The organism is Ursidibacter sp. B-7004-1 (assembly GCF_053654055.1).
Genome location: NZ_JBSIUP010000010.1, coordinates 47263 through 62059 on the forward strand (window position 1 = coordinate 47263; position 14797 = coordinate 62059).

Sequence of the window (14797 nt, forward strand, 5' to 3'; positions counted from 1 at the left end):
TTATTCCCCCAATAAATATTGATTAAGCCTACTCATTATGTTCTTGGCATCAGATACACCAAGATCATACATCGCTTGCACTTTACTAAGGTCTTTTTCAATACGTTTAATTGCTAAAGTTTGCGAGGGGCGGATCACAAAAATTTTACCCTGTTTTTCTAACGCAATGATTTTTTCTACTTTTTGATTATACTCTTGATAGCGATTATCTAGCGTGCGAGCTAAATTTGGATAGCGGTAATAAAAGAGTTTACTCATCAATTTATTCGATGGTGTTTTGCGGTATTCCAATGGGCGAGTCAATATCACAATCATTTTATCCACACCTAACGCTTGGCATTTTTCTATCGGAATAGAATCAGCGATACCACCATCTAAATAAAGTTGATTGTTGTATTCGACTACTTTAGAAACATAAGGCATTGCTGATGTTGCTCTCAGTGCTTCCATTTGACCAAAAGGATCGTTAATTTTGATATATTCTGCTTTTCCTGTAACCACATTAGTTACGGTCGCATAGAAATCAATGCCTGATTGCTTAAAGCGTTCATTATCAAAAGGATCATACTTAAAAGGCACGTCATAAAATGCAAATTCCTTATTCACAACATTACCTGTTGTCAGCCAGCTTTGTAAACTGATATAACGTTTATCATTTAAAAACTGTTTGTTATATCGTAAAGCCCTACCTTTTTGTTGCGATGGGAAATTCGCCCCAAACAACGCACCAGCAGAAACACTCACAATACTATCAATTTTAACCTGTTCATCTAAGAAAACATCAAGCACCCCTGCAGTGAACATTCCCCGCATTGCCCCGCCTTCTAGTACTAATCCGATTTTCATTTATAGTTTCTCAATAAAGTTTGGTAACCACGCTTCAGCACTACCATCGTGATCAAAATCGTTTACCACATCAATGCGTAAAGATTCGCACACTTGCGTTGCACCGAGAGAGTTTAACGCCTCTTCCACAATATTCACGGCATTACAGAAAGTGTCGTAATCGGAGCTACCTAATCCAATCACGCCAAATTTCATTTGGCTGAAATCAAGATTACTTTCGGCAAGTTGTTGGAAAAGTGGCTGGATATTTTCGGGCAATTCCCCAGCGCCGTGTGTGGATGTTACGACTAAAAGGGAAGTTTGATGTTGAATATCGGCTAATTCGGCTTGGTTAAATAACTCAACCTGATAGCCTTGTTCGGTGAGTACATCATTGAGATGATCGGCGACGTACTCCGCACCACCTAAGGTGCTACCTGTGATGATACAAATAGATTTCGACATAGCATACTCATATTGTAAAAAAATCGGTTTATTCTAGAAGAATTGTTATAAAGAATAAACCAGTTTTGCATCAAGGAAAGAGAATATGAGCTGTATCACATTGTTAGTCCCAAATAAAACTCATCAAGCCGAAGTGATGGCATATCGACAGGCTTTTTCAGATAATGCAATTGATAGCGGAGCAATGTTAGAGAAATTTGGTGATTTCTCTCAATGGCTGGATTATTTAGCAAAACCTGAAGGCTATCTAACCCCTTGGGGATTTAACAAGGTACAAGATTCGACCTATCTTGCGTGGCATACACAATTACATCGAGTGGTTGGAATAATTAATATCCGCCACAATCTCAGTAACGACTATCTGCGACAATTTGGCGGACATATCGGTTATTCCATACATCCGGACTTTCGTAAGCAAGGCTACGGCTCGGAAATGTTGAGATTAGCTTTAGCAAAGGTAAAAACGCTGGGCTTAGATAAGGTGCTGATTACCTGTGAAGAAAGTAATGTAGGCTCTGAAAAGGTGATTTTAAATAACGGCGGAAAGTTTGAGTCTGTCGTTGAGTTCAATCAAGTCAAAAGAGTGAAACGGTTTTGGGTTGAGGCGTTGTAAAACAAGCGGTTAGATTTGCAGAAAATTTTGCAAAATTTTTTAGCGAAATGACCGCTTGTTTTTAACTTTTTAAAAGGTGCTAGTGATTTTTTCTTAAAAGTCAGTTTTTTTCAATGTCTTCAACAATGATTTGATCATATTCTAGCATAGGGAGAATTTGAGATAACTCTTTTCTTGCTTCATAATCTAAATTATTTCTATGTGATATATCAAATATTTTGGTAAATATAAGGACTTGTTGTACATCATTGTTTGTTTCTAATTTTTCGTTTTCAATTTTTTCAAAAGAATAATTATATTCTTTTAGTAAATCGATAAATTCCTGATGAGTTTTAACGTTATTATTAATTAAACGTAACTTTGCTTTACAGAAAAAATATTAGTGTTCATAACAATATTCTCCTATTTAAATAAATCAATACATTTTTGACTTTTGTTGTATTTAGTCAAAACACCTCTCTCGAGTAACAAGATGAATTCTGTGCTATATCTTGTGGTGAGTGGGTAAGTTAAACATTCTTTATTTTTATCCGCTTCAGTAGTAAGTGGGGATCCCAAAATTTCTATAATTTGTTTCTTATTCATGCCAATATGAATATTGTTAATAATTTTTTCGACATCATTAATCGGTTTATTAATCTCTGGAATAGCAATATGAGAAGGTGTTTGTTGGCACCCAGCAAGAAGTATCATAAAGGTTATTGGTTTAATAAGTACTCGCATTAAAGCTCTCCAATAGCCCATTTTCATTGAAATAGGCGTGCAAATAAGACGTACTTTGGCGAGGTAGAGGGACTGGAGAAATCTGATATATGACACGATATACTCCTGTAGAGTTATAGTTATATGTTTCTTTTTTCCCTTTTATTTCTTTAGAAGTAGGCTCTCCTAAGATAGAAATGACTTCTTGTTTTGTCATTCCTACCACTAAACTTCTTGATAGTGTTTCATAGTTAGTGTTAGGAGGGATAGAGCCACAACTTGAAAGAAACGTGCATACAAATAAAATAGATAATAGTTTTTTCATCAGTTCTTCCTTTTATTAAATAGAACAAATTACCGAAGCTTCATATAACTTCCCATTTTCATCAAAACAGATTTCAACATTAGCGTAGTCATACCGTTCTTTTTTACCTCTCGCTTCTTTTTTATCTGGTAGTTTTCCTAATACGGAAATGACTTCTTGCTTTGTCATACCTGGAGCAAGCAAACTGGAGTTGACATAAGTACCCGATGATGCACAGCCTACAAGCGTGAGTATACTGAGTTGCGTTACAACAAATTTATTCATCTTTATGCTCCTTATCTCAAAATATTACATAAATGAATTTATTGAAATTCTATGCTTTTATGATGCTTATTGCAAGAATAAAAACTACGAAAATATGCACTTATAGAATAATTCTAAGTGTGTGTATATGGCGAAATTTGTTCCAAGTGAGATTGATCGATTAATAGGGCAACGTATTCAAAGAAGACGTAAGGAGTTGGGTTTTACGGCAGAAAAACTTTCTGAATGTGTGGATATTTCTCAACCTCAATTCTCCCGCTACGAACGTGGGACAAATAAAATCAATATGGCTCATTTGGTTGCGATTGCAACATTCTTAAAAACACCGATAAGCTACTTTTTTGCGGATTGTATGGAAGAGTTTGGTTGGAATAATGATGAAATGGAGTTAGATCGCCATTGGCAAGAGTTGAGTGCTTCACAGAAGACGTTGTTTATTCCTCTGTTAAAGGAATTACGCAAAAATAATTAAATACATTGGCAAGCGGTGAGATTTATAAAGAATTTTGCAAATTTCCTCTACAAACGCACCGCTTGTCTTATCATTCTCTCACTTCGTTGTATATTCTGCCAAATCTCCCCTAACTCCTCTTTGCTAAAGAGGGGAACTGGTACAAACGAAAATTCAATATCGAAGTTCTTTAAAAAGATTTTGAGTTTTCTGATGAATGTATAACTTTCTGTGATCTAATCCCCCTCTTTAGCAAAGAGGGGTTAGGGGAGATTTGGCAGAATATACAATGAAGTAAGGAAGATAAGAAGCTATCAAATTACTTTGTCAATAATCTGACCATAGGTAAACCCTACGGTATTCACAATCCTATCTACCCTATTTTCACTATTTCCCGATCAATTCTTCTCTTACAATCGCAGCCCCTTGGCTCAAGGCATTGAGTTTTGCACGAGCGATATGGCGTGGCATAGGTGCCATTCCGCAGTTGGTGCTTGGATAGAGTTTGTCTGCATCAACAAATTGCAACGCTTTACGCAGTGTATCTGCGACTTGTTCTGGCGTTTCGACTACGTTGGTGGCAACATCAATCGCCCCGACCATCACGATTTTGCCACGAACTAATTCAAGCAAGTCCATCGGCACTTTTGAATTTTGGCATTCAAGCGAGATGATGTCGATTTTAGATTGTTGCAATTTCGGGAAACTCTCTTCGTATTGACGCCATTCGCCGCCGAGCGTTTGTTTCCAGTCGGTGTTAGCTTTGATACCATAACCGTAGCAGATATGTACTGCCGTTTGGCATTTCAAACCTTCCGCCGCACGCTCTAGTGCTGCCACACCCCAGTCGTTGAGTTCATCAAAAAAGACATTAAATGCAGGTTCGTCAAATTGAATAATATCCACACCTGCCGCCTCTAACTCTTTCGCCTCTTCATTGAGAATTTTGGCAAATTCCCACGCTAATTTTTCACGACTTTTGTAGTGACCATCATACAGTGTGTCGATCATTGTCATTGGGCCTGGTAACGCCCATTTGATCGGCTTATCGGTGTGCTGACGTAAGAATTTTGCATCTTCCACAAATACTGATTTTGGACGGCGAACCGTTCCAACCACACTGGGTACACTCGCATCATAGCGATTGCGGATCCGCACAATTTCACGCTTGGTAAAATCTACGCCTTCTAAGTGTTCAATAAATGTTGTCACAAAGTGCTGACGAGTTTGCTCACCATCGCTAACAATATCAATCCCTGCTGCATTTTGCTCCGCAAGGGAGATCAACAACGCATCACGTTTAGCTTGTAACAGCTCATCGCCATTAAATTTCCATTCAGACCACAGTTTTTCAGGTTCAGCAAGCCAAAACGGTTTCGGCAAACTGCCTGCGGTGGAAGTGGGTAAAAGAATTTTGCTCATAATTTATGTTGTCCTTTATTCATTATTTTTCATTTAACCAAGCATCTAATACCGCTTTATAAGGTTTGATAAAATGCTCTTCGGCATATTTTCCTTGTTGAACGGCAAGTTGAGCACGTTCGATACGGTCATATTCAACTTTAGTTAGAGAATAATCTTTGCTCGTCAGGCTCGGTTTATAGACCTGCCCTGCCACTGAATTCGCGTTATATATTTCTGGGCGGTAAATTTTTTGGAACGCTTCCATTGTCGCAATCGTGCTGATTAGCTCAATGTTGGTGTAATCGTTCAACAAATCCGCATTTTCATCAAAATAGAATGCATAAGGTGCAACTGATTTCGGTGGCATAAAGTAACGCACTTTTAAACCCATTTTCGCAAAGTAGGCATCGGTTAATGAGTAGTCGTTTTGTTCATATTCTACACCTAAAATCGGATGAACATTGGTGGTTTTGTGGTAAGTACGGGTAGTTGCCACGCTCAAACAGATCACGGGTAGCTTTTTAAATTGTGCAGTATATTCAGGAGAAGCTAGCAAATGTTTGAACAATTTACCGTGCAGATCTCCGTAGCCTTCTGGTACGGTAAATTCAGGCTTATCTTTGTTGTGATCGAGCAGTAATACGCTAAAATCGTAGTCTCGCACGAAAGAAGAAAAACTGTTACCCACTATACCATCAATAGTTTTACCCGTTTTTTTGTCAATTACAGATGTTTTAAGACATTCTAATGCAGGGAAAAACTCACCTTTACCTTCTACATCAAGATCAATAGAAACAATATCCAAATTGACAGAGTAACGATCCGAAGTCGGATTATCCCAATTCGCCAAATCGTTAAAACGTTTATCAATCATTGCAATTGCGTTTTGCAGGTTTTCTTTACGGTTCTCGCCACGAGCAAGGTTAGCAAAGTTGGTGGTTAAGCGAGTACTGTTCGCAGGCTCGTAATTTTCATCAAATCTTTCAGTATGCACACGGCATTGGAATTGGGTTGTCATTCTGTTTTTTCCTACTTATTTTTTAAAATTGGTAAATTAAATCACAATTTTTTGGTGAATCAAAATGATAAATTTTAGTATTTATTATGAAAATTATTCAAGTTGAATAACAGGAACAATATAACTTACGTTGGGAAATCAAAGATTATGCAAAGATATAACTCCGCCTTCCACTCTTTTTTTGTATAATGACAATATTCCACTGCATATAAGCGGTCAGATTTCCACAAAATTTTACATACGAGAGAACTATGTTTGAGAATTTATCGGATAGATTATCCAAAACACTAAAAAACATTACGGGTAAAGGGCGTTTAACCGAAGACAACATTAAAGATACTTTACGTGAAGTGCGTATGGCATTACTAGAAGCTGACGTAGCTTTACCAGTGGTGCGTGAATTTATCAATAAAGTCAAAGAACGTGCTATTGGTGAAGAAGTTAATAAAAGCTTAACGCCAGGACAAGAGTTCCTAAAAATCGTACAAGCCGAGCTTGAAAAAGCGATGGGCGAAGCAAATGAGGAGCTGAATTTAGCCACACAGCCACCTGCAGTTATCTTAATGGCGGGTTTACAAGGTGCGGGTAAAACGACATCTGTGGGGAAACTCGCAAAATTCTTAAAAGAACGTCACAAGAAGAAAGTGCTGGTTGTGTCGGCTGACGTTTATCGCCCTGCGGCGATCAAACAGCTTCAAACATTAGCTGAAGCCTTAAAAGTTGAGTTTTTCCCAAGTGAAACCAACCAAAAACCCACTGAAATTGCTGAAAATGCTTTAAAGCACGCTAAACTTAATTTCTTTGATGTGCTGATTGTTGATACCGCAGGTCGTTTACACGTTGATAGTGAAATGATGAGTGAAATTCAGCAAGTTCACGCCGTATTAAACCCGATTGAAACACTCTTTACGGTTGATGCAATGACGGGGCAAGATGCAGCTAATACCGCAAAAGCCTTTAATGAAGCACTACCATTAACAGGGGTTATCTTAACCAAAGTAGATGGTGATGCTCGTGGCGGTGCGGCACTTTCCATTCGTCAAATTACAGGTAAGCCAATTAAATTCTTAGGGGTGGGTGAAAAAACTGATGCTTTAGAGCCTTTCCACCCTGATCGTGTCGCTTCTCGTATTTTAGGTATGGGTGATGTGCTTTCTCTGATTGAAGATCTACAACGTTCGGTCGATCAAGAAAAAGCTGAGAAAATGGCAGCTAAATTCAAAAAAGGCGATGACTTCACCCTTGATGATTTCCGCGATCAACTTGTTGAAATGAAAAAAATGGGTGGAATGATGTCAATGCTTGAAAAGCTCCCTGGTGCAAAAAATTTACCTGATCACGTTAAAAACCAAGTTGATGATAAGATGTTCATCAAAATGGAAGCGATCATCAACTCAATGACACTAAAAGAGCGAGCAAACCCTGATATTATCAAAGGTTCTCGCCGTCGTAGAATTGCGTTAGGTTCAGGCACTCAAGTTCAAGATGTGAATAAATTGCTCAAACAATTTGATGAAATGCAACGTATGATGAAAAAAATGCGTAAAGGCGGAATGGCTAAAATGATGCGTGGAATGAAAGGAATGATGGGCGGTGGTCTAGGCGGACTTGGTGGCTTAGGTGGAATGTTCGGGAAAAAGTAGTACTAGTAATACACTCTTGTGTTCCAAGATTATTAACAAATGTACTATGGGGAGGTGTGTTTACCTCCCTAAATTTCATTATAAATTAGCTAATATCCCACAGCAATGCTTGAATTTCTTGCCTGAACCACAGATACAAGGTTGTTTCTGTGTAGGTAGTGGAACAGTAGGATCGACAAAAAACCAGCGATTATTGATCTTCACAAATAGCGAAATTTCGTGATGAGCTTCTATACCTGATTCAGTTTGGAATAAGGCTCTAAATTCTACGGTGCTATGCTGTTTTGAAATAGCAGGCCTATGTTCCAAAATTTCTAATCCTGCCCAACGAGTTGATTTACCCCATTGTTCCATCGCTTGCGTATCAAGTAGAGCTTGTTGGTTTGGCACTGTGGTTGCCACAATATAATCAATGTTTACTTGAGTATAAGCAGAATAACGTGAACGCATTAGCTGTTCTGCTGTACTAGGATATTGTTGTGTAAGATGAAATGGCTGACAACATTCCTGATAGGTTTTTCCAGATTGGCAAGGGCATAATTGTGTCATAACTTGTAAAAAATCGGCGGTAACTGACCGCTTGTTAGGGTTGAATGCTTATATGAATTTGAAATAAAAAACCTGTGCTCAAGAACACAGGTTTTTCAACTAAATAGAATTATTTTTTCACACGAGTGTGTAAACCTTTCTTCTCTAAGTTACGATAAATCAACCACTGTTGTGCAATCGTAATTAGGTTAGATGTTAGCCAGTAAAGTACTAAGCCTGACGGGAACCATAAGAAGAATACCGTAAAGAGTACAGGCATAAAGTTCATTACTTTCTGTTGTACTGGATCTGCAACTGGTGTTGGCGACATTTTTTGTAATAAGAACATAGAGCCACCCATTAGTAATGGCAGAATGTAATATGGGTCTTGTGCCGATAAGTCTTGAATCCAGCCAAAGAATGGAGCGTGGCGAAGTTCTACTGCTTCCATAAATGTCCAATAAAGTGCGATGAAAATTGGCATTTGTAACAGAATTGGTAAACAACCACCCATTGGGTTTACTTTCTCTTCTTTATACAATTTCATCATTTCTTGGCTCATACGTTGGCGGTCATCACCGAAACGCTCACGCATTTCTTGAATGCGTGGTTGTAACATACGCATTTTTGCCATTGAGGTATATTGAGCTTTGGTGAGTGGGTACAGAATTGTTTTTACTACAATTGTTACCCCAATAATTGCAATACCCCAGTTAGTTACAAGGCTTTGGATAAAGGTTAAAAGCATAAATAGTGGTTTTGCAATAAACCAAGCCCAACCATAATCTACGGTTAAATCGAAGTTATTTGCTGCTACAGCCATTGCATCTTGGTCTTTCGGGCCAGTCCATAAATTGCTCTTAATGGTTGCTTCGCTATTTGGAGCAACTTGAGTAATAGGGCCACGATAACCGATAGTACCTACACCATTTGCTGTGCGAGTGTAAAGGTTATTCTCGGCATCTTGATTTGGGATCCAAGCAGATACAAAGTAATGTTGCAAAATTGCCGCCCAACCAGCTTTGGTATCAATAGATAGGTTTGCTTTTGCCATCTCATCAAAACTATATTTTTTATAGTTTACTTCTGAAGATGAATAAGCACCGCCAGTATAAGTTGGCATTGCGAAGTTACCTGAGCTTTCAATTAAAGTATGTTTAATTTGCCCGTAAGGTTGAACTTCCACAGTTTCAGCACTGTTATTTTTAATAGTGTAATTTACCGCAATATCATAACTACCACGTTTTAATGTGAAGGTTTTGGTATAAGTTACACCATCTTTTTCTAATACTAACGGAACAGTAAGTTCATTTTGATCATCGGCTAGACGGAAATTATCCGCTGTTACTTGATACTGAGCACGGCCAGAATTGGTATCAATACCGTTTTTACCGACTAAACCACTTTGGGCGATATACTGGATTTTTCCGTTATCTTGTAACAATTCAAATGGGTTTTGAGAATTAAGTTCCGCATTGAATTTTAATAGATCCGAATCAACAACATCACCACCTAATGTATCAACGGTTAAACGTAATACATCACTCTCAATCGTGATTGTTTTGCCTTTAGTTGATTGTTCAGTAATAGGTGAACTTGCATTAGACGATGCAGGTACATCACTCGATTGGGCAACTTGTTGTTGGGCTTGTGCCTGTTTTTGTGCTTGGATTTCAGGATTATAGTCCTGCTGCCATTGCGTAAAAATCAAGAACGACACAAGAAGTAAGCCCATAATCAGTAAACTACGGTTTGAGTTCATTTTAAGCTCTCTGTGGTTAAAGGGAAATCCCTAGGTTAAAAAGAGCTATTTTAATATAGGTTGTTAAACGATCCAACCAACTTTTGAACAACAAGCGGTCTTTTCTGATAAGTTTTTTACGAATTTGATCAAACAAAGAGATAAAAATCGATAGTTGATTATTTTTAGAGCAAATTAGTTTTTCTTATTCCGTTCCGTTATTTTTTTGCAAAAAGTTTGATGTATTTCAAAAAAAGCAGAAGGTAAATCCTAGTAAATTTCTCTGTTTTTAAGTAATCTTCATTTTGTATTAATAGATTTATCTTATTGTTTTAATAAGAAAAGTTATCATTTTGATTTTAATTGTGGGAGGCTCTCGTGAAACGAGTAAGCAATGTTTTAAAGCGTGGTTTCGCTATGGCGACAATCGCAATGTTGGGGTGTTTACAATCTGCTTGGGCAGGTGAAGCAAAAGAATTTGAAGGCCCAAAACCAGATTTAAAAATTGAATCTGCAAATCATAAATTTGCAGAACAATTTCCATTGCAATACCAATCTTGGGCGGCAACAGCCGAATCAGAGCAGATTGTCTCTGCGTTAGAAGAAGATCCTCGCTTAGTTATTTTATGGAGCGGTTATGCTTTCTCAAAAGAGTATAACAAACCTCGTGGTCACTTCTATGCTATTACCGATGTGCGTAATATTTTGCGTACAGGGGCTCCAAAAGATGAAAATAGTGGCCCGCAGCCAATGGCGTGTTGGACCTGTAAAGGCCCTGATGTAGCACGTTTAATCGCTGAAAAAGGTGAGCTAGGCTACTTTGATGCTAAATGGTCAAAATATGGTGCAGAAATGGTAAATGCTATCGGTTGTGCTGACTGCCACGATACAACCTCCCAAGAATTCAAAGACGGTAAGCCTGCACTAAGAATTGCTAGACCACACGTTATGCGTGCTTTAGAAGCCATTGGTTGGAAATTCGATACCTTAGAAAAACACGGCAAAAGAGCTGCTGTATGTGCAAACTGCCACGTAGAATACTACTTTGCGGGTAAAGAAAAAGCAGTAACATTCCCTTGGGATAAAGGTGTTGATGTTGATAGTATCGAAAAATACTATGATGAAATTAAATTTACCGATTGGGTACATAGTTTATCTAAAGCACCAATGCTAAAAGCACAGCACCCAGATTTTGAAACTTGGTCACTTGGTACACACGGTAAAAATGGCGTAACTTGTATTGATTGCCATATGCCGAAAGTAGAAAGTAAAGATGGTAAAGTTTATACCGATCACAAAATTGGTAATCCATTCGATAATTTTGAACATACCTGCAAAACTTGCCACGAACAAAGTAAAGAAAGTTTACAAGCTCGTGTGAAAGAACATAAAAAACAGATCAAAGATGTAATGATCCGTTTAGAAGATCAAATCGTGAAAGCTCACTTTGAAGCGAAAGCTGCTTGGGAAGCTGGTGCAACGGAAGAAGAAATGAAAGGTGCATTGCAAGCAATTCGCCACGCTCAATGGCGTTGGGATTACTCAGCAGCAGGGCACGGCGGCCATATGCACGCTCCAGATGTTATTTTACACGTTATTGGTACAGGGCTAGATCGTGCAGCAGAAGCTCGTACACAATTAGCAGTAATTTTAACTAAACACGGGGTGCAAACACCAATCCAATTCCCAGATATTTCAACCAAAGAAAAAGCTCAAAAAGTTATTGGTTTAGATATGGATAAAGAACAAGCGGCTAAAGATGAGTTCTTACGCACTGTTGTTCCTCAATGGTTAGATGAAGCAAAACAGAAAGGTTTATTACCTGCTGATGCAAAACAATAATCGGCTAAGTGAGGTGCATTATGAAACATTTTTTATCAAAAGTAGGGCGAATGCTTGCCCTACAAGCGGTAACATTAGTCGGTTTTTTTGCAATTTCATCAACGGCTATGGCGGAAATGCCAGCACCACCCAAGCCATTGTGGGAGCAGAATACAGATGATGCTACTATTGCAAAAGATGCGCGTCGTGATCCTAATACTTACTGTGTTAATTGCCACGGACATTTATCAAATTTTAAACATCACGGCAAACATTTTCAGCACGGAACAGTTAGCCCAAATACAGGTAAGCCTTTAACTTGCGTGAGTTGTCACGGTAATATCTCTGAAAATCACCGTAAAGGCGTGAAAGACGTGATGCGTTTCAATGCCTTTGGTAAAGCTAAAAATAAAGACCTTGAGCGTTCTCCACAAGAACAAAACCAAGTCTGTTTTGCTTGCCATAACCCAGATAAATTGCGTGAAGTCTTTTGGGCACACGATACCCACGCAAATAAAATGGCGTGTGTAAACTGTCATAAACTTCACCCAGAGCAAGAGCCAATGAAAGCGACTGAACCAAAACAACGTGTGAAACTTTGCGTTGATTGCCACAGTCGTATTCACGAAAAAAAATCAAAATCGCTAGAGCCAGCTAAGGAAATCAAATGAGTTGTTCCCGTCGAGATTTTGTCTCAGGTGCGGGAGCCTTAATTGCTGTTGCAGGTACAACAGGGCTTGCAACAAGCTCAATCACTCTTGCTACTGAGAAAGAAAAGAAAACCATTCGTTATGCAATGGTACACGATGAGCAATCTTGTATTGGTTGTACAGCCTGTATGGATGCTTGTCGTGAAACAAATAATGTGCCAGAAGGTGTATCTCGTTTAGAAATTATTCGCAGTGAACCTTATGGCGAATTTCCTAATGTGAAGTATGAATTTTTCCGTCAATCTTGCCAGCACTGTACAAATGCACCTTGTGTAAGTGTTTGTCCAACAGGGGCATCATTTATTGATAAAAGTACAGGCATTGTTGATGTGAATGGCGATCTCTGTGTTGGCTGTTCGTACTGCATTGCTGTTTGCCCTTATCGTGTGCGTTTTATTCATCCAGAGAAGAAAACCGCAGATAAATGTAATTTCTGTCGAGATACTAATCTCGCACAAGGAAAGCAACCTGCTTGTGTAGAAAGTTGTCCAACGAAAGCATTAACTTTTGGTGATTTAAATGATCCAAATAGTGATGTGGCAAAAATGATCAAACAGAAACCTGTTTATCGTACCAAAGTAGAATTAGGCACACAGCCTAATCTTTACCATATCCCATTTGAACACGGAGAGCCAAGACGATGAACAACTATGTTGCATTTCAAACGCCTAATCTCGTATGGGATTCTACCATTGCGATTTATCTCTTTTTATTAGGGATTTCAGCAGGAAGCACATTGCTTGCCGTATTATACAAACGTAGCCATAAACTGACTAATCCAAGTGAGAGTTGGATCATTCGTAGTGCGGCAATAATGGCTCCAGGGGCAACAATCATTGGTTTAACATTATTGATTTTCCACCTTGCTCGCCCTTGGACATTTTGGTATTTAATGTTTAATTACCAATTTGACTCAGTGATGTCGATGGGCGTAATGTTATTCCAAGTCTTTATGGCAGTACTATTTATTTGGTTAGCGATTATTTTCAAAAACCTAATTGCCAATTTGCTTGAACGTTTTATTCCATCACTCAGATTTGTTGTGAATTTGATTGGGATTGCAGAAAAATTTGTTAATTTAATTGAATTATTCTTACTTTTCCTATCCGTAGCGTTGGGGGCTTATACGGGCTTTTTACTCTCCGCACTGATTAGTTACCCAATGTTAAACAACCCTGTGTTACCAATTTTATTCTTAGCATCGGGTACGTCATCGGGTATCGCAGCACTTTTAATCGCTATCTTAGTGGTAGGAAAAGTCTCAACTCATTCCGATGAAGTTCACTTTTTACATAAATTTGAAACACCTACGGTATTGATCGAAATCCTACTACTTTTTGCTTTCTTTGTAGGGCTATACTTTGGTGGCGGACAAAAGACACTAGCAGCAGTCAATGCCCTAACAGGTTTTTGGGGAAGTGTATTTTGGATTGGCGTTGTTTTAGTGGGAATTTTATTTCCGCTTATGGCTAACCAACTTGCAAGCCATAGCCTCAAACATCGCAAAGGTTTTATGTTACTGTTAGCAACGGCTGGATTAGTTGGCGTCTTGTGCTTACGTTATTTTATCCTATATGCAGGTCAGCTAACTATTGCTTAAATATTCCGACAAAAGCGGTTAAATTACATTTAATCAGACCTCTGACAAACCCTAATTTGTTGTATTCAATAAACGGACGCCAGCGTGGCGTCCCTACATAACAAAATAAAATTTGTTATTTTTCAATTGGTTATAACTTTTCTTGTAGGGACGCCACGCTGGCGTCCGAATGAAAAAAGACTTTGTCAATAATCTGGTTAAATTACATTTAATCTTTGCAAATATAACTAGAGCCTTTATCTACTTTGAGATAAAGGCTCTTTTGTTGAGAAAAGAATAAGTTAAGTACAAAGAAAGTAAAAATTAGCCATAACTAATCCTTTACTTAAAGATTATGCTAGGGTAGAATGACGCACCTTTTTTAGTTCTATGCTGCTCACGATTAAGACTAAAACAGACTAATCGAAATAGATTGCAGCTTATTTTAAACATATATTTCCTTGAGGTGATGGCATATGCCAGTAATTAAAGTTCGTGAAAATGAATCATTTGACGTTGCATTACGTCGTTTCAAACGCTCTTGCGAAAAAGCAGGTATTTTAGCAGAAGTTCGTGCTCGTGAATTCTACGAAAAACCAGCTGCAGTGCGTAAACGTGAAAAATCTTCTTTAGCAAAACGTCACGCTAAACGTAATGCTCGTGAGAACGCACGTAATACACGTTTATACTAATTAACGTTTTAACGTT

Annotated in this window: 17 protein-coding genes; 8 read left to right on the top strand and 9 right to left on the bottom strand. The window is 38.3% G+C overall.

The window, feature by feature from the left end:
- Positions 1-846: a patatin-like phospholipase family protein gene (locus ACWIW0_RS04935; RefSeq protein ID WP_454452440.1), complete on the bottom strand. Its 846-nt coding sequence runs from the start codon at positions 844-846 to the stop codon at positions 1-3.
- A complete protein-coding gene (gene mioC, locus ACWIW0_RS04940; protein ID WP_454452441.1) occupies positions 847-1290 on the bottom strand; it encodes an FMN-binding protein MioC in 444 nt (147 codons plus the stop codon).
- 85 nt (positions 1291-1375) lie between these two features.
- Here mioC and ACWIW0_RS04945 point away from each other — a divergent pair, with 85 nt between their 5' ends.
- Positions 1376-1903 carry a GNAT family N-acetyltransferase gene (locus ACWIW0_RS04945; RefSeq protein WP_454452442.1) on the top strand — a complete coding sequence of 176 codons (528 nt, stop codon included), beginning with the start codon at positions 1376-1378 and terminating at the stop codon, positions 1901-1903.
- Between the two features lie 402 nt (positions 1904-2305).
- Here the strand turns inward: ACWIW0_RS04945 and bamE (ACWIW0_RS04950) are convergent, their stop codons facing one another.
- Genes bamE (ACWIW0_RS04950) through ACWIW0_RS04960 form a run of 3 tightly spaced genes read right to left on the bottom strand, consistent with a single transcriptional unit; the run spans position 2306 to position 3194 of the window.
- On the bottom strand, positions 2306-2653 hold the full coding sequence (bamE, locus tag ACWIW0_RS04950) for an outer membrane protein assembly factor BamE domain-containing protein (protein ID WP_454452443.1): 348 nt from the start codon (positions 2651-2653) through the stop codon (positions 2306-2308).
- The gene (gene bamE / locus ACWIW0_RS04955) at positions 2610-2930 is read right to left on the bottom strand and encodes an outer membrane protein assembly factor BamE domain-containing protein (RefSeq protein ID WP_454452444.1); all 321 of its coding nucleotides are present in this window, start codon (positions 2928-2930) and stop codon (positions 2610-2612) included. Before bamE (ACWIW0_RS04955) ends, bamE (ACWIW0_RS04950) begins: the two co-directional genes overlap by 44 nt.
- Before the next feature lie 15 nt (positions 2931-2945).
- The gene (locus tag ACWIW0_RS04960; protein WP_454452445.1) at positions 2946-3194 is read right to left on the bottom strand and encodes a hypothetical protein; all 249 of its coding nucleotides are present in this window, start codon (positions 3192-3194) and stop codon (positions 2946-2948) included.
- A 127-nt stretch (positions 3195-3321) separates the two neighbouring features.
- Here ACWIW0_RS04960 and ACWIW0_RS04965 point away from each other — a divergent pair, with 127 nt between their 5' ends.
- Positions 3322-3666, top strand: coding sequence for a helix-turn-helix domain-containing protein (locus tag ACWIW0_RS04965; RefSeq protein WP_454452446.1), 345 nt, complete (start codon positions 3322-3324; stop codon positions 3664-3666).
- Between the two features lie 366 nt (positions 3667-4032).
- On the opposite strand, the gene ACWIW0_RS04970 is transcribed toward ACWIW0_RS04965, so the two are convergent.
- Both ACWIW0_RS04970 and ACWIW0_RS04975 read right to left on the bottom strand, forming a co-directional pair.
- A complete protein-coding gene (locus ACWIW0_RS04970; RefSeq protein ID WP_157395210.1) occupies positions 4033-5067 on the bottom strand; it encodes a methionine synthase in 1035 nt (344 codons plus the stop codon).
- 22 nt (positions 5068-5089) lie between these two features.
- The gene (locus ACWIW0_RS04975; protein ID WP_454452447.1) at positions 5090-6067 is read right to left on the bottom strand and encodes a DUF1852 domain-containing protein; all 978 of its coding nucleotides are present in this window, start codon (positions 6065-6067) and stop codon (positions 5090-5092) included.
- Positions 6068-6318: 251 nt separating this feature from the next.
- Between ACWIW0_RS04975 and ffh the strand changes: the two genes are divergently transcribed.
- Positions 6319-7710: a signal recognition particle protein gene (gene ffh / locus ACWIW0_RS04980; protein WP_157395212.1), complete on the top strand. Its 1392-nt coding sequence runs from the start codon at positions 6319-6321 to the stop codon at positions 7708-7710.
- A 78-nt stretch (positions 7711-7788) separates the two neighbouring features.
- On the opposite strand, the gene ACWIW0_RS04985 is transcribed toward ffh, so the two are convergent.
- Positions 7789-8259 (bottom strand): YchJ family protein, encoded by a 471-nt coding sequence (locus tag ACWIW0_RS04985; protein ID WP_454452448.1) that lies wholly within the window; start codon positions 8257-8259, stop codon positions 7789-7791.
- A gap of 109 nt (positions 8260-8368) precedes the next feature.
- Positions 8369-10000, bottom strand: a complete 1632-nt coding sequence (gene yidC / locus ACWIW0_RS04990) for a membrane protein insertase YidC (protein ID WP_454452449.1) — start codon at positions 9998-10000, stop codon at positions 8369-8371.
- A 396-nt stretch (positions 10001-10396) separates the two neighbouring features.
- On the opposite strand from yidC, the gene nrfA reads away from it, so the two are divergent.
- From nrfA to rpsU, 5 genes are all read left to right on the top strand, one after another.
- A complete protein-coding gene (gene nrfA, locus ACWIW0_RS04995; protein ID WP_454450396.1) occupies positions 10397-11821 on the top strand; it encodes an ammonia-forming nitrite reductase cytochrome c552 subunit in 1425 nt (474 codons plus the stop codon).
- A 20-nt stretch (positions 11822-11841) separates the two neighbouring features.
- Positions 11842-12471, top strand: coding sequence for a cytochrome c nitrite reductase pentaheme subunit (nrfB, locus tag ACWIW0_RS05000; RefSeq protein ID WP_454450391.1), 630 nt, complete (start codon positions 11842-11844; stop codon positions 12469-12471).
- Positions 12468-13154, top strand: a complete 687-nt coding sequence (gene nrfC / locus ACWIW0_RS05005) for a cytochrome c nitrite reductase Fe-S protein (protein ID WP_454446801.1) — start codon at positions 12468-12470, stop codon at positions 13152-13154. Before nrfB ends, nrfC begins: the two co-directional genes overlap by 4 nt.
- Positions 13151-14110, top strand: a complete 960-nt coding sequence (gene nrfD, locus ACWIW0_RS05010; RefSeq protein WP_454452450.1) for a cytochrome c nitrite reductase subunit NrfD — start codon at positions 13151-13153, stop codon at positions 14108-14110. The genes nrfC and nrfD overlap by 4 nt, the downstream gene beginning before the upstream one ends.
- 455 nt (positions 14111-14565) lie before the next feature.
- Complete coding sequence (gene rpsU, locus ACWIW0_RS05015; RefSeq protein ID WP_157395219.1) at positions 14566-14781, top strand: 30S ribosomal protein S21; 216 nt, start codon at positions 14566-14568, stop codon at positions 14779-14781.
- The last annotated feature ends 16 nt before the right edge of the window (positions 14782-14797 follow it).